The sequence below is a fragment of the Mucilaginibacter gynuensis genome, from assembly GCF_039541195.1.
GTDB classification, from domain to species: domain Bacteria; phylum Bacteroidota; class Bacteroidia; order Sphingobacteriales; family Sphingobacteriaceae; genus Mucilaginibacter; species Mucilaginibacter gynuensis.
Window position 1 is genome coordinate 308099 of record NZ_BAABFT010000001.1, and the last position, 18443, is coordinate 326541.

Annotated in this window: 16 protein-coding genes; 7 read left to right on the forward strand and 9 right to left on the reverse strand. The window is 40.1% G+C overall.

Going from position 1 to position 18443, the window contains the following annotated elements:
- The first annotated feature begins 19 nt into the window (after window positions 1-19).
- Entirely contained in the window at window positions 20-1630 is a 1611-nt protein-coding gene (locus tag ABD894_RS01215; protein ID WP_345209151.1) for a Na+/H+ antiporter, read from the forward strand.
- Window positions 1631-1705: 75 nt separating this feature from the next.
- Here ABD894_RS01215 and ABD894_RS01220 read toward each other — a convergent pair whose 3' ends face one another.
- From ABD894_RS01220 to ABD894_RS01235, 4 genes are all read right to left on the reverse strand, one after another.
- The gene (locus tag ABD894_RS01220; RefSeq protein WP_345209152.1) at window positions 1706-2146 is read right to left on the reverse strand and encodes a PepSY-like domain-containing protein; all 441 of its coding nucleotides are present in this window, start codon (window positions 2144-2146) and stop codon (window positions 1706-1708) included.
- A gap of 66 nt (window positions 2147-2212) precedes the next feature.
- Window positions 2213-3460 carry a sensor histidine kinase gene (locus ABD894_RS01225; protein WP_345209153.1) on the reverse strand — a complete coding sequence of 416 codons (1248 nt, stop codon included), beginning with the start codon at window positions 3458-3460 and terminating at the stop codon, window positions 2213-2215.
- Complete coding sequence (locus ABD894_RS01230; protein ID WP_345209154.1) at window positions 3460-4137, reverse strand: response regulator transcription factor; 678 nt, start codon at window positions 4135-4137, stop codon at window positions 3460-3462. The genes ABD894_RS01225 and ABD894_RS01230 overlap by 1 nt, the downstream gene beginning before the upstream one ends.
- Window positions 4138-4254: 117 nt before the next feature.
- Window positions 4255-6771, reverse strand: coding sequence for a DUF5686 and carboxypeptidase-like regulatory domain-containing protein (locus tag ABD894_RS01235; protein WP_345209155.1), 2517 nt, complete (start codon window positions 6769-6771; stop codon window positions 4255-4257).
- 347 nt (window positions 6772-7118) lie between these two features.
- Here ABD894_RS01235 and ABD894_RS01240 point away from each other — a divergent pair, with 347 nt between their 5' ends.
- The 3 genes from ABD894_RS01240 (at window position 7119) to ABD894_RS01250 (ending at window position 11578) form a co-directional block, all read left to right on the forward strand.
- Window positions 7119-9566 carry a TonB-dependent receptor gene (locus ABD894_RS01240; RefSeq protein ID WP_345209156.1) on the forward strand — a complete coding sequence of 816 codons (2448 nt, stop codon included), beginning with the start codon at window positions 7119-7121 and terminating at the stop codon, window positions 9564-9566.
- Window positions 9567-9673: 107 nt separating this feature from the next.
- The gene (locus tag ABD894_RS01245) at window positions 9674-10696 is read left to right on the forward strand and encodes an SDR family NAD(P)-dependent oxidoreductase (protein ID WP_345209157.1); all 1023 of its coding nucleotides are present in this window, start codon (window positions 9674-9676) and stop codon (window positions 10694-10696) included.
- Between the two features lie 72 nt (window positions 10697-10768).
- A complete protein-coding gene (locus ABD894_RS01250; RefSeq protein ID WP_345209158.1) occupies window positions 10769-11578 on the forward strand; it encodes a helix-turn-helix domain-containing protein in 810 nt (269 codons plus the stop codon).
- Window positions 11579-11608: 30 nt separating this feature from the next.
- Here ABD894_RS01250 and ABD894_RS01255 read toward each other — a convergent pair whose 3' ends face one another.
- Both ABD894_RS01255 and ABD894_RS01260 read right to left on the reverse strand, forming a co-directional pair.
- Window positions 11609-11980 carry a DNA-binding transcriptional response regulator gene (locus ABD894_RS01255; RefSeq protein ID WP_345209159.1) on the reverse strand — a complete coding sequence of 124 codons (372 nt, stop codon included), beginning with the start codon at window positions 11978-11980 and terminating at the stop codon, window positions 11609-11611.
- A gap of 421 nt (window positions 11981-12401) precedes the next feature.
- A complete protein-coding gene (locus ABD894_RS01260) occupies window positions 12402-12635 on the reverse strand; it encodes a helix-turn-helix domain-containing protein (protein WP_345209160.1) in 234 nt (77 codons plus the stop codon).
- Between the two features lie 437 nt (window positions 12636-13072).
- On the opposite strand from ABD894_RS01260, the gene ABD894_RS01265 reads away from it, so the two are divergent.
- The 3 genes from ABD894_RS01265 to ABD894_RS01275 all read left to right on the forward strand — a co-directional run bounded on the left by ABD894_RS01265 (window position 13073) and on the right by ABD894_RS01275 (window position 15316).
- Window positions 13073-14026 (forward strand): ligand-gated ion channel, encoded by a 954-nt coding sequence (locus tag ABD894_RS01265; protein WP_345209161.1) that lies wholly within the window; start codon window positions 13073-13075, stop codon window positions 14024-14026.
- Window positions 14027-14114: 88 nt separating this feature from the next.
- Entirely contained in the window at window positions 14115-14510 is a 396-nt protein-coding gene (locus ABD894_RS01270) for a YdeI/OmpD-associated family protein (protein WP_345209162.1), read from the forward strand.
- A gap of 59 nt (window positions 14511-14569) precedes the next feature.
- Entirely contained in the window at window positions 14570-15316 is a 747-nt protein-coding gene (locus ABD894_RS01275) for an SGNH/GDSL hydrolase family protein (protein ID WP_345209163.1), read from the forward strand.
- A gap of 87 nt (window positions 15317-15403) precedes the next feature.
- On the opposite strand, the gene ABD894_RS01280 is transcribed toward ABD894_RS01275, so the two are convergent.
- The 3 genes from ABD894_RS01280 to ABD894_RS01290 form a co-directional block, all read right to left on the reverse strand.
- Complete coding sequence (locus tag ABD894_RS01280; protein WP_345209164.1) at window positions 15404-15877, reverse strand: Dps family protein; 474 nt, start codon at window positions 15875-15877, stop codon at window positions 15404-15406.
- 171 nt (window positions 15878-16048) lie between these two features.
- Window positions 16049-17314, reverse strand: coding sequence for a tetratricopeptide repeat protein (locus ABD894_RS01285; RefSeq protein ID WP_345209165.1), 1266 nt, complete (start codon window positions 17312-17314; stop codon window positions 16049-16051).
- A gap of 4 nt (window positions 17315-17318) precedes the next feature.
- Window positions 17319-18437, reverse strand: a complete 1119-nt coding sequence (locus ABD894_RS01290) for a tetratricopeptide repeat protein (RefSeq protein ID WP_345209166.1) — start codon at window positions 18435-18437, stop codon at window positions 17319-17321.
- Window positions 18438-18443: the final 6 nt, after the last annotated feature.

Here is an 18443-nt window from a genome sequence, read left to right on the forward strand (position 1 = left end):
CACACAAACACAGCCATAGATGCACTATATTTTATTACAATTTCTGATCCTGCTTTCTGCAACCTTTTTATTGATCATGCTGGCCAAAAAGCTAAAAATAGCCTATCCGCTGTTTTTGGTGATCGCCGGTTTGGTGGTAAGTTATATTCCGGGCATGCCGGTTATCGCCATGGATCCTGACCTGATCTTCCTGATATTTTTGCCTCCTTTGCTATATGAGGCCGCGTGGTATACCTCATGGAACGACTTCTGGAAATGGAAACGCCCTATCAGCCTGCTGGCATTTGGTTTGGTTATTTTTACTTCAACCATAGTAGCCTTTGTATCATCGGCAGTAATACCGGGCTTTACATTATCGATGGGCTTTTTATTGGGTGGTATCATTTCTCCACCTGATGCTATTGCCGCTACTTCGGTTTTAAAGTATGTGAAGATCCCCAAACGCATCTCCATTATTTTAGAGGGCGAAAGCCTGGTGAACGATGCATCCAGCTTAATTGTATTCAGGTTTGCTTTGGCCGCGGTTTTAACCGGCAGCTTTTCTGTAAACGAAGCCGCTACCAATTTTTTTACGGTTACGTTGATGGGCATTGTTATAGGCCTTGCTATAGCTCATATTGTTTACCTGATTCACCGGTTTTTACCTACCACTTCAAATATTGATGCCGCGTTTACGCTGGTATCGCCCTATTTTATGTACCTGGTTGCCGAGCATTTTCATTTTTCGGGCGTGATGGCGGTAGTGAGCGGTGGTTTGTTTTTATCATATCGTTCACACGAGGTATTTCAGGATGGACAGAGCCGTTTACAAACCATAAATGTATGGTCGACTGTTATTGTTATTTTAAACGGACTGGTGTTTATTTTAATAGGGTTGGAGCTGCCAGTAATTGTTAAAGGGCTCGATGGGTATTCATTGGGCGAAGCTTGGCAGTATGGCCTCATCATCAGCGTGGTAATTATCACTATCCGGATGTTGTGGATATACCCAAGTACATTCATTCCCCGCTGGTTATTTAAAAGCATACGCGCCTCCGAGCCAAATCCGGGCTGGAAAGGATCATTCGTCATTGGCTGGGCAGGTATGCGCGGTGTAGTATCGTTGGCGGCGGCTTTATCATTGCCTCTACTGGCAGATGATGGTAAAGCATTTCCACACCGTAACCTTATCATCTTTATCACTTTTGTGGTGATACTGGTTACGCTTGTTTTTCAGGGTTTAACTTTGCCCTTTATTGTAAAGGCCTTAAAAATAAAAGAAATTGATCCTGTTGTACCGGCAGATCAGCAGGACCTGGGCATCCGGTTAAGGTTGGTTAATCAATCAGTAAAACGTTTGGAGGAACACTATCCGAAAGAAATAGCAAAAAGCGAGTTGCTGCAAAACCTGAAGGAAGAATTACAGAACAATGTTACCATTATTACGCAGCGTTTGGAATCGTTAGATTGTGATCAATCACAACTTAGCGAAGTGAAAATGTATAACATGGTCCTAAAAGATCTATATGCTATACAGCGCCGCGAACTATATCATATCCGCAAGGAAAAGGCCTTTAGCGACGAAGCAATACGCAAGCAGGAAATGCAGATAGACCTTGCCGAAGTAAAGGTCAGCTCGCAAAACGACTAAAGATTAGTTTATAAAATTAAAGGCCTGCAATTTCTGCAGGCCTTTAATTTTATAGTTGCTTCAGTTAGTTCAAACTTAGTCTTTGGCTACTTCAATAAACTTGCCTGTGCTGTCAAATAGTAAATCTTTACCTGCTACTTCTGCTTCGTAATTTACTTCGCCGCCTGTTTTGGTAATTTTGGCAGCTTCTTTAATGCTTTTGCCTTTATAGTTGTCTTTTACATAAGCCAGTACCGGTGCAGGCAAAGCCGCTGTTTTTATCTCAACTTCCGATTCAAGCATTTTGCCATCGGCAGTAAATACTGCTGATGTTTCTTGTTTTTGACTTACGAAACCTGCTTCGTAATTGCCTTTTTCCATTTCCCATTTTACTTTGGTAACGGTAGGGTAGGTTTTCATAAAGGTTGCTTTTACAGGTGCCGGTACTTTTGAGGCCGGTACTGATTGCGCATTGGCTGCTGCATTAAAAGCTACTGCCACTATGGCAACTGCTAATGTTTTTCCGAATGTTTTCATAAATGATTTTTTTAGTAAACTTAACAGCCAATTTTGGATAAATCCTGTAGGTCAGTGAGTAGGCTTTTAAAAAATCACTTTGAAGGTATGTTGTTCATCAGTAAAATCATATTGCAATTTAAAGCCGCAATTTTCGCACACTTGTTTACAAAGCGCTAAGCCCAGTCCTGTACCCTCTGATTCGGCTGATTTTTGAAAGCGTTTTGATAGGAGCTTCATATCCAACGCGGAAGGTTTACCGGTATTATTGATGCTGGCATATGCCTGTGTAAGGGTAACATGCACATGGCCTTTCCGATGATTGTGTCTGATCGCGTTACCGATCAGGTTATTGAACAATACTTCTACCAAAAAACGGCTTGCCTTAATACTATGCTCTGTAAGGTCGGCTGTTACCGAGATCTCCAAGCCTGAAAAAAGTTCATCAAACTGATGCAATAAACCGTCAATAAGTTCTTTTAGATCGATCACTTGCTCATCGGCGATGAGCCTGTTTTCAATTTTGGTTAACAACAACATCGATTTATTGAGCCTGGTTAACCGGGTTACTGTATCGTAAAGATCTTTTAATAATACACTTTGATTTTGGGTAAATTCATCAGTTTGCAGCAGCGAATCCAGCTTTGAATTAATGATAGCTACAGGGGTCATCATTTCATGCGCCGCGTTTTCGGTAAATGTTTTTAACTGAATATAGTCATCTACCGCACGTGCCGACATGGTGCTTACCGCTTTGTTAAGATCATTAAATTCATCAATTTCAGATGTGGCATGATCAAGGATAGTTTGATTGCTCGGGCTAAACACTTTTAATTGGTTAAGCACAGTATAAAAGGGCTGCCAAAGCTTAGTAAGTATCATACGGTTAAATACCTGCAATACAACAAGTAAAACAATGATCACTCCTGCCGTAATCATGAAAATCACCCTGATCAGATCTTCCGTTTCAACAGTTGATTGAACAACACGGATCTGGTAACGCTGGCTATTTAAAACTACCGAACTGATGAGGCCACGGGCGGGTTCCATCGCGTTTTCATCAGGGTCTTTGTATTGCGTATCTATAAAACGGCGCTTTACGGGTGATTTTACCGGGGTAAGATAAATAAACTGGTGATTGGAAGGGTACACTACCGGCAACTCATGGTTCAGTTTAACATGCTCAAATATTTCCTGTTCTTCTACCTCCAGGTCACGGTCTACCTGGCTGGTAAGTATCCCGCTGATCACGTAATAATAAATAACGCCCAAAACAAGCATCACAACAATGGTGAGCATAGTAGTTGCGCGGTTATAGCGGGTAAAAAGTTTCATTATTGATCAATAAATTTATACCCTATGCCGTATGCGGCGCTGATGTAATCTTTACCGCCTGCCTCCGTCATTTTTTTACGCAGGTTTTTAATGTGCGAATAAATAAAGTCGAAATTATCGGCAATATCAATTTCATCGCCCCAAAGATGCTCAGCGATAGCATTTTTAGAAACCACTTTGTTTTTATTGGCTAAAAAGTAAAGCAGCAGGTCGTACTCCTTACGGGTTAACTTGATAGCCTGTTTATTAATCTTTACCTCTTTAGAAAATATATCGATATTGATTTCATTAAAGATGAGCGAGTTGCTTCCGTCGAAGCTTTTACGGCGCACTATTGCCGCCACCCTTGCTTTTAACTCTGATAAATGAAAGGGCTTGGTAAGATAATCATCAGCCCCCAGATCGAGGCCATTCAAGCGGTCATCCAAGGAGTTTTTAGCAGAAATAATTAATACGCCATCTGCATGGCGCCCCTCCTTAAGGGCCTTTAATATTTCGAGGCCGCTGCCATCGGGCAGGGTAATATCCAGCACAATACAATCGTAACGGTACAGGTTTATCTTGGCTATCGCGGTATTATAATCAGAGGCCGATTCGCACACGTTGCCATCGCCGGTAAAGTACGACTCTATACTTTCCCGTAACCCTGCCTGATCTTCTATGACTAAAATTTTCACGGTTTTTTATCCAAACGTACCAGTTAATGTTGTAGAAAAACTGGAGAATTAAAGACTAATTTACTACTTAAACTTTAATTAACGCAGGATGAATAATGTGAATGCCCAATTCAATACTTACAGCCTCAATTGTGCGGAAACCTTGATACCAAAATTTTTAGGGTTTACATCAGGTGCCGGAGCATGATCACGGTAGGTGATGCGATGAATAAAATCGACACGTAAAAATTTAAAGATATTTTCTACTCCGTAACCGGTTTCAATATATGGTTTGCTGCCCAGTCCGCTTAAAGATATACTCGGATTTTGGTTGATGTTGTAGCGGTTTGCACTTGAAAGATCGCCGTAAAGCACATTGGCGGTACCTACTAAACGCCATTTCAACTTAGCAATAAATGGAATTTCATTAAGCAATAAGCCTTCAAAATGCTGTGTATAACTTAAGTTGGCGTATTTATCACTGGCAAATTCAAAAAAGTGCATCAGGTTAAATGCATTCGGGTTATACAAAGCAGTTTCGTTACCCAAATGATTTTCCAGTAGAGGGAACGGAACCGTAGATGGAATATATCCTGCAGAAAAAGAATACTTGCCACGCCCAAACCTGCCGGTTTTTAAAGTTTGAATAACGTTAACACTAAATTTCTGGTAATTAATATCGCTGCCTAAAAAGTTTTTAAAGCCAAGCGTATACCTGAATGTAAATACCGGCGCGGTGGCCTTGCTTTTTACGCTTAAAGGCCTGTTCACCGTTTCAGAGATCAGTGGCTGCGAACCCGGCGACCATTTGGTTTCTAACTGCAATTCTGATACCACCATCTTTTGGCTTACATTCGGATTATTGTCCTGAAATCGAAATGCAAACAGGGGATCTAACGACCAATTTGATAACGTCACCTTTTCGGTAAAACCTTTGAACAGATCGCGGGAGATGTAGGCTGTAATTAAATCCTGGTCAAAAGGCTTTCGTTTAGCTACCGGCCCAAAGCGTGTAAGCGCGGCAAACAGATTATTACGTTGATATAAATAACTATCGCTCAACAGGGCTACCTGGTTCAAATCGTGCGAATAGCTGATACCGGCCTCGGTCCAGTGCTTTCGTGAAAGGATGTAATCTACACTTGCCCCAAATTTTATTTCTTTATCCTTCATCCCATAAGCAACATAGCCGCCCAGTATCCATTTTTTATCAAAGCTCGAATTAGTGCGGAAACCTAAACGGAAGCGCGGGCCTTCAACATTATTTACGCTGAAAGTATTGAGGAAGGGGCCATAGCTGATCTTCCCGGCGCGGTAGTACCCGTTGATGAGCAGATCGGCCACTATAAGATAATTTTTTACAGTGGGTAATGATTTAACCGTATCAATTAAATGATAAACCGATTTCTCCGCCGCGGTGATCGAATCGGGGCGGTTAGTATCCCAAAAGTGTTCATCAACTGCCTGCGCGTCATCGGCAACAGAAATACTTTTCTTAAAAAAATCGCTCCCGTAAGTTTTTCCTGTGGTTATATCTGTATTTGTGGTATAAAGTTTGGCCAAAAAGCCGGTGCTGTTTTTTGTCAGCTGATCAACCTCTACCAATATGCGTGTTTTATTAGGTAACAAAGGGCCTTTGCCATTGCCGCCCATTTGCTGTTCTATTTTTATTTGGTTGATAAAGTTTAAATTGGAGGCGGGCTGAACTGTGGCTTTAATGCGGTATAACGCGTAAGTATCTTTCACCACCCATATAGTACCGGTAAAAGCTAAATCCTGCGGGCGTTTGGGCTTAAAGGAGATCTGAAAACATTTCACATCGCCAACCATGGCATCCCTATTGTCCAGCTCATAATCGTACCAACCTTTCCAGCTATCGGTAATAGGCGAAACAAAATCTTTACCGGCAGCGCTTACAAAGTTCTTATAAAAGTTGTATTGCTGAAAGGTACTGCCGGTAAGCTGTGCCAGCAAGGTACCATCTTCAAAGCCTATGCCTTTGGTACGGGTATGTATTATATCCTCTTTTTTAGCCTCCGGCGATTTGCGGTAATAATAGTTGGAAATGGTTTCTGATAAGAACAATGGCAATACAGGCACATGATCAGCATCAGTAACATTCAGGCTATCGGCCAGGCTTAAAGCCTGACCAATAAACTTTTTACGGAGCAGTTTATCACTCAAATGGCTCGCGTCAAGTTCAATCCTGTTATAACTTTTATATTGATATGATTGTAAATTAGCCGGATCATTAGTTGCTTTATGTTTTACTATCTCCCTTAAAATTGCCCATGCCGGGTTAATATATCCCTTCGGTCCAACCCTTACTTCCTGCAAGGTTTGTGCAGACGGTTGAAGACGGATGGTTAAATTTTGAGTGGCTTTATCACTTACATAAACCGACTTTTCGCGATAGCCAACACAAGTAATAGTAACAGAATCTTTTGTACGGGTAAAAGTTAAGTGAAAAGAACCGTCAAAATCGCTGCGTGTGCCTGTGGTAGTACCCTTAACCGAAATGGTAGCGTATGATACAGGCTCAAAAGTTGCCGCGTCGACAATTTTGCCCGACAGGGCTATTTTTTGCGACCAGGCATTAGTTGCACCGATGAAGAAAAGAGTAGATATAATTAATAACCTTAACAGGTATCTCATAAAATTCAATGTTGATGAACGACAACAAGTTCGTTGCAGATTCTGGATACATTCTGGTGAATGCCTGCTCTTTTCTGGTAGAAAGAATGTCGTTAAATAAAGCTTAGCCTTAAAAATACATCTTTTTGCGTGTGTAGCGCTACAATTATGATTTTTATTGCCTGCTGAAAAAAAATAAAGACACAAATAAATATTGTTTCATTAATTGATGTATCCCCGCAAGTCGGAAAGTTTTGAAAAGCCTGTTCATATTACCCTGTTAAACGGTTTATGTAACAAAAAGGTAACATCAAACTAAAATTCAGCATAAATCCAGAATTGGCCGCTAATTTTCCGATTTGAAACACATGAAATATATTATAATAACTGCCTCTTTTATTTTTTTAATGTTTAACGCCCTTGCTCAAACTACCATTAACGGTAAAATAACGGGCAAGGTAATTGATTCGGCCACAAAGGCTCCCGTTGATTTTGCTACCATCAGTGTATTTAAAGCAGATTCTAAAAATCCGGTTAATGGCATCAGTACCGATAGCAAAGGTAATTTTAGCCTATCTGGCATCCCGGCCGGAGAATATCGTGTTACCGTTGATTTTATTGGTTACCGCGAGAAGGTATTCAATAAAGTGACCATTAGCAGCAGTACCACCACTGTACCGCTCGGTACCATATTATTAACCTCGGCAACAACGCAGCTAAACGCGGTTAATGTTACAGCGAAGGTGCCCATTGTAGAAAATAAGATTGATAAAGTAGTATACAATGCAGCTAATGACCTCACAGCGCAAGGCGGTGTAGCCCTCGACGTACTTAAGAAGGTACCCATGGTAAGCGTTGATATTGATGGCAATGTTGAATTACAGGGCAGTTCGGGAATCAGGTTTCTTATCAATGGCAAACCTTCCACCATATTTGGCGCCAGCCTTGCCGATGCGCTGCAATCTATCCCGGCCAGCCAGATCAGTACTATTGAGGTAATCACCAGTCCCGGCGCTAAATACGATGCGCAGGGTACGGGCGGTATCATTAATATTGTACTTAAAGACAACAAATTTCAGGGCGTTAACGGCAGTGTTAACCTTTCCGCAGGTATCCGTTTGGAGAATGGCTCTATAAACCTGAACGCCCGTAGAGGAAATTTTGGCGTAGGTGTGTTTTTTAGTGGAAATACACAGCTAAATACAACAGCAAAAAACACAACCAACCGCACCGCTTATAATAATGCCCGCGATACCGCCACAAACCTTTTTCAATCGGGCAGTAATCCATTTACGCGCAATAGTTACAAAACGGGTATCAACCTCAATTGGAGCGTAACCCCTAAAGATGAACTGACTGCCACCTTTGGATATAACGATTTTCGTAACCATGGCACCGGCTTCACTTCGCAAAATCAAAGTGTAATGGCAGGAGGGGATGTATCATCTGCCATTTCAAGCACGCGCACATCGGCAAGCAGGTTTGGTGAAAAAGCGGTAGATTTTAGCCTTGGGTATAAAAAGACATTTAAAAGAGAAGGACAACAGCTGGATTTCCTTTACCTGTCCAGCTTTGGTACAAATATAGCCGACGCGTCGCAACAAACAGATTACCTCACGGGAGCATACCCATCGGCCGGATTAAGAAGTAACAACCCTGGTAAAGACCGCCAAACGGAAATTACATTAGATTATGCCCAGCCTTTAAGCAAATCGTTCACGTTAGAAACCGGCGCGAAAACCTTTATGGGTAACTTAACCAGTAACGTTTTTACCGATACATTACAAAATGGCGCTTATGTAGTTAACCCAAGCCAAACCTACAGCTTCAATTATAAACGGAATATATATGCAGGTTACGCGTCTTTATCCTTCGCGTTGTTTAAAGATTTTTTTACAGGTAAAGCAGGGCTGCGTTACGAGCGCACGCATACCACCGGTACTTTCAGTGGCGCAGGCATACCCGATTATAATACTTTTGCCCCGGCCTTTACGCTTCAACATAAGCTGGACGATTCGCAATCGGTTAAATTTTCTTACAGTTACCGTATAGAAAGACCCGATTATGGCGATCTTAACCCATTCTACAATATCAGCGATCCGCATAATATAAGCACGGGCAATCCTCTGCTTAAGCCCGAAATATCAAAAAACTTTGAATTGGGTTACAGCAAAAACTTTAACAATGGCGGCAATATTTATTTGGCAGCTTTTTATCGCAACAGCCCCGATAATATACAGGCGCTATCAACCTATTATGATGTGCTGAATGTTAACGGTACCGATTATACAGCAGTTTCTTTAACCCAACGTTTCAATCTTGGGTCGCAAAAAAACATCGGCGCAAGTATTTTCGGTTCGGTACCGGTTACGGGCAAATTAAATCTGCGTACAAACATTCAATTAGGCCAAAGACAAAGCAGCAACGTTGGCTTAGCTACGGTTAACGCGTTTGCGTACCGGGTTAACCTTAACGCTACGTACCAGTTTCCGCACGATTTGGTGGCAGAAGTGTTCGGTAACTACAATTCGCAGCAAAAGAATATTCAAAGCATAAGGCCGGCATTTTTCAATTATAACCTGGCTATCCGTAAACAGTTCTTAAACAAAAATGCCAGCATCGGGTTAACAACAGCCAACCCATTCGCGTATTATATTACACAACGGCAAACCCTTTTCGGCTCAAACTTCAATCAAACCAATGTGCGATTAATACCGTCGCAATCATTCGGTGTTACTTTGACCTATAAATTTGGTAAACTAAAATTTGATAAGGAGAAGGACACTACACCGCAACTTCCGGATATGGGGCAGTAAGGAAATCAATCTTTTAAACAATGACGTTTTAAACAAAGTAAATTGACGCTATAAACAAAGTCTTGTTAGGTGGGCAACGGTAATTTTGTCTTATAAAATTTAAAGAAATGATTTTAAAAGACAATTATAATGGCAACCTTCAACGGGCTATCCATTCCGGCTTTAACGCGCAATCAACTACGCATGATGTAATTAAAGGAATTGACCTCAGCGGCAAAACCATTATTGTTACAGGGGGCTATGCGGGCATTGGCTTGGAAACAGTTAAAACTTTTGTTAACGCAGGCGCAAAAGTAATTGTACCTGCCCGCGATGTAAACAAAGCCGTGGCCAATTTAAAAGGCGTAAAAAATGTGACCATTGAAAAGATGGACCTGATGGATCCGCGATCTGTTAATTATTTTGCCGAGAAATTTTTAACCGCAAATGATAAATTACATATACTGGTTAACAATGCCGGTATTATGTGGGTACCCTTACAGCGAGATAACAGGGGGTATGAATCACAATTGGCAACCAATCACCTTGGTCATTTTCAACTGACAGCTAAACTTTGGCCTGCGTTAAAAAAAGCCAATGGAGCACGTGTAATCAATGTTTCTTCATTCGGGCATCAAATAGCTCCATTTAACTTTGAAGATCCTAATTTTTTAAACCGCGAATACGAAACCCTGCAAGGTTACGGGCAATCAAAAACAGCCAATAATTTATTCACGGTGGAGCTGGACCATCGCGGTAAAGAATTTGGTGTGCGTGCTTTTTCGCTTCACCCGGGTTCGGTGAACGGTACCGATCTTGGCCGAGTGGCTCCTATGGCCTTATTTCAGCAAATGGGTACGCACGACGAAAACGGCGATATTAAACCCGAAGTAGCAGCCACGCTCAAAACTGTGGAACAAGGCGCGGCCACCACGGTTTGGTGCGCAACCAACCAGCAATTAGATGGCATAGGAGGAGTGTATTGCGAGAACGCTGATGTAGCTGAACTTGACGAAGGCGATATAGCGCATGATTATAGCGCCCCATCAACATTGCGGGGTGTAAAACCGTATTCGGTAAATGCGGAACATGCCATTAAATTATGGAAACTAAGTGAAGAAATGACCGGCATACTATTCCCCGCAAATTAATCTACTGATAATAGATAGTACAAGCCGGATAAACCGTTCGGCTTGTTTATTTATACGCTTATATTTGAGTTAATGGAATTTGAAACTAAATATATCACGCCCGATATCAAACTATCGGAATATAACGGAAAGTTATTTAAAACAGAGACCATGTTTGAGCACCATCTTTTGGTTTGGTTTATTTCGGGCGAAACCAAGATCATTCAGGCTGATGCAACATACACCTTTACAGCAGGCGACATATTTCTTATTCCGCGTAACCAATTGGCTACCATTATTAATTATCCTAAAGTTGGCCTACCTCATAAAGCAGTGGCCATGCACCTTACCAAAGAAAGATTAAAAGACTTTTATTCGAGGCACCCGACTAATGTTAAAAAGCAGCAACTGCAAACTATACAACGGTTTAACAAACATCCCTTACTGGAAAGTTGCCTTGCTTCATTGATCCCTTATTTTGAACTGGGCGACAAATTGCCTGCGCAAATAGCTGCCATTAAAATTGAAGAGGCTATAAGTATACTACGATCAATTGATAGCGAAGCGGATAGCTGGCTGGGTAATTTTGATGAGCCGGGTAAGATCAGCTTACCCGATTTTATGGAACGGCATTACATGTTTAATATGAAGCTGGATAAGTTTGGTTATCTCACCGGTCGTAGCCTGGCAACCTTCAGGCGCGATTTTCAAAAAACCTACAACGTAACGCCGCAACGATGGCTTACCGAAAAGCGTTTAAAACTGGCACATTATGAAATAGCCGAAAAGCACCGAAAACCAAATGATGTTTACCTGGAAGTAGGCTTTGAAAACCTGTCGCATTTTTCGCACGCGTTTAAAAAGCTATTCGGTTATCCGCCTAACGAGATACTGGTTGGATGAATAACGCAGCCCGCTAACAAAACAAATATTTTAGTGATGTAAGGCTTTATGGGCAAGGCAGCTTACCACTTTTTCGTAAAAATAAGCTACTTCAAACGGCATTTCAATATAATCGGTAAAGCCATAATCGGTACTGAATTTTTGAATAGAAGAGGAGCAACCTGCAACAATTACCGGGAGATCTTCACCGGCAGCCCTTATTTCGTTTAGTAAGGATTTGCATTCGGTTCCGTTCATATAGTAATCGAGCACTACTAAATCGGCCTTCACATAGTGGATATAACTTGCAAGCCCTACCGGGTACCCATTAAAAGGGTGGACCTCAAAGCCTTCGATCTTGAAGATCAGATTAAGGACATCCAAAACATCCTTATCGGTTTGGTGGATAATTAATACAGGCATATCAATATATTTCAGGTTAAATCGGGGAAAGCGGAGGCTGATGCATTAAAGGTATACAACTTTTTAGAATAATCAAAATAAATTTATAATTTAATTAATTAACTCATAAAATAGCAACTACCTGATACAAAAGCACTAAGCTTTAGCAGACATACATAACAAAGCACCGGTATTTACCACAGCAAATACCCCGAATTAATCACATTAAAATATCGATCTGGTATACAGAAAAAATTATATTACGTCCGCTGATTACCTATGAGAAGAGGCAAAACATGAGCATATTTTTAACACAGACAAGCCATCTGTGCCCTGAAATTTAAATAACAAAAGATAACAGCGAATCAGCACGTAAAATAGAGTAGGGGAGTGATACCCTATTATTGTAGGAATAGTTATTCAGTGAAAGTCCCCCTTTTACTTAAGCAACTTTTTGATGACCAACCAGGGTACTAAAATCAACCTCCAAAATTTCTGCAATATGAAAAAGGCGATCGACAGTGATGCGGGTGTAGTTTAATTCTATCTTGCTGTAAGCATTTTGCGATATGCCGAGTTTGTAAGCGATATATTCCTGGGTGTAATTGCGGTGCAGGCGCATACTTTTTATATTTCCGGCTACAGCGTTCAATTGATTTAAAATGGTCCTTTTCATGATTGACTGATTATTTATACGATATACGCAGCGAATATTAATACGGATTGTGGAGATATAAACTAAATACAAATCATTATAATTGCTTAATTTAGAAGCATTTTATAAAAATCGATTGTCATGGAAATATAATTCTTGAAAAAAGTGCAGAAAAAATTTGCAGAACACCTCACTTAGTGTTACTTTTACACTAAGTAAATAAAATAGTCTTCTCATAATTTAGGTTTATAATTGGTTAGTAAGGCTTCTGCCCATCAGAAGTCTTACTTTTTTTTAAAACCAATTCTTGAATTAAATCATCATATAATTTTTGAGAACATCGGGTTTTGCAAAAATGCTAATCTAACTTGCATATCTCATTCCGTACAACAAACAACTTGTTTATAATTGCGTTAGCTAAAGCGGGTTAATCATTTAATCTAAAAACCGATCAAAAATTGAAAATCAAAATATTAGCTGTCATTACTATTTTATTCAGCCTGACAGCCAACGCGCAAAAAACCAAACCGGATACTGTTAAAACCGGCATTTACATCACCAGCATACACAACATCAATTTTAAGGATAAAGAGTACACCATAAATCTTTGGTTGTGGATGAAGTACAAGAATAAAGATTTTGATTTTGAGCATAACCTTGAAGTCCCTCTCGCCAAAACGGTAGACAAAGCATTTTCAACTGTTGATACTACCAATGGGCAAATCTACCTGATGATGAAGCTGCAATGCGTAATGAAGGACACCTGGGCCATTGATAATTTCCCCTTTGATAAACAAACATTGCGTTTTTCGATAGAAAATTCACAGTTTGATTCGGATGCACTTGTATTTGTTCCGGATACATTGGGCAAACATTTCGACCCACGTTTTACGCTACGCGGGTGGACAATTGACAGCATCAAAGTAAGTAATGATATAAAAGTTTACGAAACCGGTTTTGGCGACGAATCGTTAACTAAACCACATACCGAGTATAGCAGTTTTAAAACAAAGCTGGTTATACACCGTGATGCGATGGGCTTGTTCTGGAAGATGTTTTTAGGCATGTATGTAGCTTTTTTGATTGCCTATATGTGTTTTTATATTCATGCAGATAGCATTGATTCACGCTTCGGTTTGAGTGTGGGTTCGCTGTTTGCCGTTATTGGTAATAAATACATTATTGATGCATCATTGCCCGATTCAACTACTTTTACTTTAGTAGATACGCTGCACGGCATTACCTTACTGTTTATTCTGGCAGTAATTATTTGCACCGCTTACACACTAAAGTTTATTAAGGAAGACAAGCTAAAACAATCGCGCCGCTTCGATTTTTTAGCAGCGCAAGTACTGCTGTTTACTTATATTATTCTGAATGTTTATTTTATTTACACGGCCACCCGGGTTTGATCATTTAAATGATCAATCTCACTACCTGACATAGGGTTGTCATTAGGCCACAATACATTTGCTTTAGCAAAATAAACTAATGCATAACATGGCTACTGAGACAAATAAAGGGATGGTGGTTTTTCAGCCAAAATCAAGGAAAGACTGGCGAAAATGGCTGATAAAGAACAGCCAAACGGCGAAAGAAATATGCCTGGTTATATCGCACAAACGCATTACCACCGGCATACATTATGCAGAAGCTGTGGAAGAAGCCCTGTGTTTTGGGTGGGTTGATTCATTAACCAACAACCGTGATGAGGGTAGTTTTTATCAGCGTTTTTCGCCGCGTAAGCCTAAAAGCAACTGGAGCGAGATCAATATAGAAAGAGTAGAAAGAATGATCCGCGAAGGATTAATGACGGAACAAGGTCAAAAAATGATTGATATAGCAAAGCAAAATGATACGTTTAAACCACGCGTGGTGGTAAAAATACAGGTATAACAAAATGCGAAAAGATAAATTTTTAAGCTTATGTTTAGCCAATTTTAAACCCAACCTATATGTCAAACCAATCGCGCCGTTCATTTATCAAACAAACGGCACTTGTCGCCGGTGCTGCCGGTATGCCGCAACTTATGCTTGCCAATAATAAAACAACAGCTGCCTCTACCGATATGAAAATACTCTTTCAGGGTGATTCAATTACCGATGGCAACCGCACACGCGACAACGATTGGAACCATGTTATGGGCCATGGCTATGCTTATCTAATATCGAGCAGGTTATGGTACGAGTACCCCGAAAAAAAATATCATTTTTTCAATCGCGGTATAAGCGGCAACAGGGTGACAAATTTGGCCGCCCGGTGGCAAACGGATACACTTGACATAAAGCCTGATATATTAAGCATATTAATAGGGGTGAACGATGCCAATGGTTACATGACTGGAGATACTACTTGCACTACAGAAAATTACGAAGCCGGCTACAGTGCACTTTTAAAACAAACCAAAGCGGCTTTACCCGCCGTTAAACTGGTAATTTGCGAACCGTTTATATTACCCGTTGGCAGAATTAAAGATGATTGGGCGAAATGGAGTGAAGATATAGCGAAAAGACAGGCGATAGCTAAAAAACTGGCTGTTGAATTTGATGCTGTTTTTGTAGGTTTTCAAAAGACTTTTAACAACGCGCTTAGCAAAGCCCCCGCCGATTATTGGATATGGGATGGGGTGCATCCAATGCCTGCCGGTCATGAGTTAATGGCCCGCGAGTGGCTTAAAGCAGTGAAAGGGAAACTGCTTTAATTTACAACTACAATCAATTAAATATCAATACCATATAAAAATAGAAGAGAGCAAATAAGCTCTCTTCTATTTTTTAAAAAGCTATTTTTATCTAAAATGCGACCTCAGCATCCAGGCCATTTCCTCGTGGGTTTCCAGCAAGCCTGTAATATAATCGCTGGTACCGGCATCATGATATTTTTCGGCGAAAGGGGTAATATTTCCGCGCAAAAATTCGATGATGCTTTCATGGTCTTCCAGCAGTTCTTTTAAAAAGCCCAGGCTATCATTCTTGCGGTCGCTTTGCTCAGTTAAATGGGTAAGCTGTAATAGTTGTGCTAATGTACCCGGTGCGTAATGACCTATTTTACGCATACGTTCGGCAACGCTATCCATTAATTCGTCAAGCTGTTCATACTGGCTTTCGAAAAATAAGTGCATCGAATGAAAGTCGGGCCCTTCAATGTTCCAGTGCGCGTTTCTTGTTTTGGTGTAAAGTACAAACTCATCGGCAAGTAATTTGCCTAATTGTTCTGCAACAGCTTGTCTGTTAGCTTCGCTGATACCGATATTGGTTTTCATGATATTGTGATTTATGTTATACGAATAAAGATAACAACTTGCAGTTGTATTATAAATGATGGCAGTGTCTGAATATCGTTTTTATTTGATCATTTAATTATTCATATAATTAACATTATGTTAAGTAATATCATTTTTTAATAGAGGCTGTTACCAAACAGCCCCTATTAATTATTTAGAGCTTAAAGCTTCTATTTGTTTTTGAGTTTTAGTTGCATTAGCAGCATCTTTTGTACCTAAGTAGTAAGATTTAAGATTGGTCAATGCCTCAATTGATTTTGGATTCAGCTCAACTGCTTTTAACATATATGGTTTTGCTTCTGTAAACAAAGCCGCAGCCTTAGCTGAAGCTGCTTCATATTCTTTTTGTTTATTGGCAGGAACCGCGTTTGCAGCATTGTATGCATCAATAGCCGGGTTAATTTTTACATAACCCAGGTTTAAAGCAGCATCCGCGTAATTCGGATCAACTTCTAAAGCTTTAATGTACATGCTTGATGCTAACGCGTAGTTTTCAGTTTTTTTCTTTAAAGCTTCTGCCTTTTTAACCGGATCTTTTGTTTTTGCCTGTTTTTCAGCAACATCACCAATTTTCGCGTAAGTAATACCTGCGTAATAGTATAATGATTTGTTTTTAGGGTCATTAGCTATCGCGCTTTGTATTTTTGCAATAGCATCTTCCTGTTTACCTGTTACCAGGCTGATCTCAATTTCGCGTGAACGCAACTGTGTGTTGGTTGGATATTTCGCTACACCGTCAGACACCGCTTTTAGAGCTGCAGTAGTATCTTTAGCAGTTAAATATAATGTAGAAAGCTCGAAATAAATATCAGAATTTTTGCTGTATGCTGTAGTTAACAGTTTATTGTAATTAGTTATTGCAAGAGGCAAAAATTTAGGGTCTTTTGGTGAAGCATTTGCAGCTGAAAGACCTGTGTAGTAAATAGCGTTTGTATCTTCAGGCAAGATTTCACGGAAGCTATTGAATGACGCATAAGCCAAATCATATTTGCCGCTTTGATATTCATTAACCCCTTTATTTAATTGATATTGCGCCAGTGTTTTTGATGCAATTTCAATAACGTCTTTGTTCTCCCCTTTTGTATCTGTTTCTTTTGCTTTTTTGTAAGCTTCATCAGCAGTAGTGTAAAGCGGTAATGAGGTAGTTGCTACCGAATCTGCAATTGCATATGCAGCATATACAGCAGCTTTAACAGCATAAGTTTGCGGCAAAGTAGCGGTTTTTTCATTTGCTGCGGCTTTGTCAATTGACTCTCTTGCATTTTTTAAACTTGCATTGGCAAGTTGAGGTGTTGTGCCACGTAGATTTTCAAATTTTGCATATTCATCTCTGGCTTTGGTAAGTTCGTTTTTTTGAGCAAACGTTGTTGCCGATACTAAGCCTAACAGGCCTGCCATCAAAAATTTTAGCTTCATAGTGTTAAATGGTTAACTGTTTGATTTTGCTATTTATCTTATTTAGTTGTTTCGTGTTTCCTGTTTGGGTATAAATATGTTGCAGAATCTGCAATGATTTTATATCGTTAGGCGAAATTTCATTTGCTTTTTCAAGCCATTTAGCCGCGTAATATAAGTTTTTAAGTACGTCATCTTCCGCTTTATCGGTAACGCTTTTACGGTAGTATAACAACCCCAGGTTAAAAACCGGGTCGAACGCAGTACTGTTTAAGTCAACCGCTTTCAGATAATAATCTTCGGCCTTGTCATACTGGTTAAGATGATCGTAACAATTTGCAGCAACAAATAATATATCCGGATTGTTTTTATTATCAGCAAGCAAATTGCCCAATAATGGTTCTAACGCTTTATAGTCCTTTTTGTTGTTATAAATATTGGCTTCGTCAAGTATCAGAAACTTATCGCCGGGCATTAAGGCCCTCCCCTTTTTTATGATCTCCAGCGCCTTAACCGTGTCCCCTATCGCTATATTGATATTGGCGGCATTCTGAATATACTCGGCTTTCATGCTGTCGGCTGCTACCAGGTTATTATAAAACCTCGCGGCATCTTGCAATTTTCCCAGTTTGTTATTTGAATAAGCTATGTAAGCATTAATAGGCTTATATGCGGGTGCATATTGCTGCGCCATCCTGAAATAAGTATCGGCATTCAAAAAGTCCGATTTATTCATATAACCAAAACCTCTGCGGATGCAGTAATTAGCAATACATTGACGTGCGAAAGCCAATTTTTCAGGGTGATTTCGAATCCTGCGATTGGCAGATATTTTCTCTACAATGTCAACCGTTTTCGGGAAAAAATCGGCAGGTTGATTTAGTTGATTAAGTGTATCAACATTCAGAATAGTGCTGTAAACCAAAGACTGGTATACTCTTTTTTCGAGATTGGCCGAATCTTTCTTGGTAACAACAAGGCTGTCGATAGACTTTTTTGCTGCGGCAAGATACTTCAGATCTTTTTTCTCTTTATAAAAACCAAGGTAATTCACCACTACCTTTAGCGGTTCGGATTGGCCGAACGCTAAAGAAGTGGTGAACAATGGTAGTAAAACCAGTAATATGAATTTACGGCACTGCATTAAATT

Excerpts from the sequence above, each read along its gene's own strand:
- ABD894_RS01290 (WP_345209166.1), bottom strand. The coding sequence starts at position 18,437 with ATGCAGTGCCGTAAATTCATATTACTGGTTTTACTACCATTGTTCACC.
- ABD894_RS01255 (WP_345209159.1), bottom strand. The coding sequence starts at position 11,980 with ATGCCTGTATTAATTATCCACCAAACCGATAAGGATGTTTTGGATGTC.
- ABD894_RS01225 (WP_345209153.1), bottom strand. The coding sequence starts at position 3,460 with ATGAAACTTTTTACCCGCTATAACCGCGCAACTACTATGCTCACCATT.
- ABD894_RS01215 (WP_345209151.1), top strand. The coding sequence starts at position 20 with ATGCACTATATTTTATTACAATTTCTGATCCTGCTTTCTGCAACCTTT.
- ABD894_RS01235 (WP_345209155.1), bottom strand. The coding sequence starts at position 6,771 with ATGAGATACCTGTTAAGGTTATTAATTATATCTACTCTTTTCTTCATC.
- ABD894_RS01260 (WP_345209160.1), bottom strand. The coding sequence starts at position 12,635 with ATGAAAAGGACCATTTTAAATCAATTGAACGCTGTAGCCGGAAATATA.
- ABD894_RS01250 (WP_345209158.1), top strand. The coding sequence starts at position 10,769 with ATGGAATTTGAAACTAAATATATCACGCCCGATATCAAACTATCGGAA.
- ABD894_RS01245 (WP_345209157.1), top strand. The coding sequence starts at position 9,674 with ATGATTTTAAAAGACAATTATAATGGCAACCTTCAACGGGCTATCCAT.
- ABD894_RS01285 (WP_345209165.1), bottom strand. The coding sequence starts at position 17,314 with ATGAAGCTAAAATTTTTGATGGCAGGCCTGTTAGGCTTAGTATCGGCA.
- ABD894_RS01280 (WP_345209164.1), bottom strand. The coding sequence starts at position 15,877 with ATGAAAACCAATATCGGTATCAGCGAAGCTAACAGACAAGCTGTTGCA.
- ABD894_RS01220 (WP_345209152.1), bottom strand. The coding sequence starts at position 2,146 with ATGAAAACATTCGGAAAAACATTAGCAGTTGCCATAGTGGCAGTAGCT.
- ABD894_RS01240 (WP_345209156.1), top strand. The coding sequence starts at position 7,119 with ATGAAATATATTATAATAACTGCCTCTTTTATTTTTTTAATGTTTAAC.
- ABD894_RS01275 (WP_345209163.1), top strand. The coding sequence starts at position 14,570 with ATGTCAAACCAATCGCGCCGTTCATTTATCAAACAAACGGCACTTGTC.
- ABD894_RS01270 (WP_345209162.1), top strand. The coding sequence starts at position 14,115 with ATGGCTACTGAGACAAATAAAGGGATGGTGGTTTTTCAGCCAAAATCA.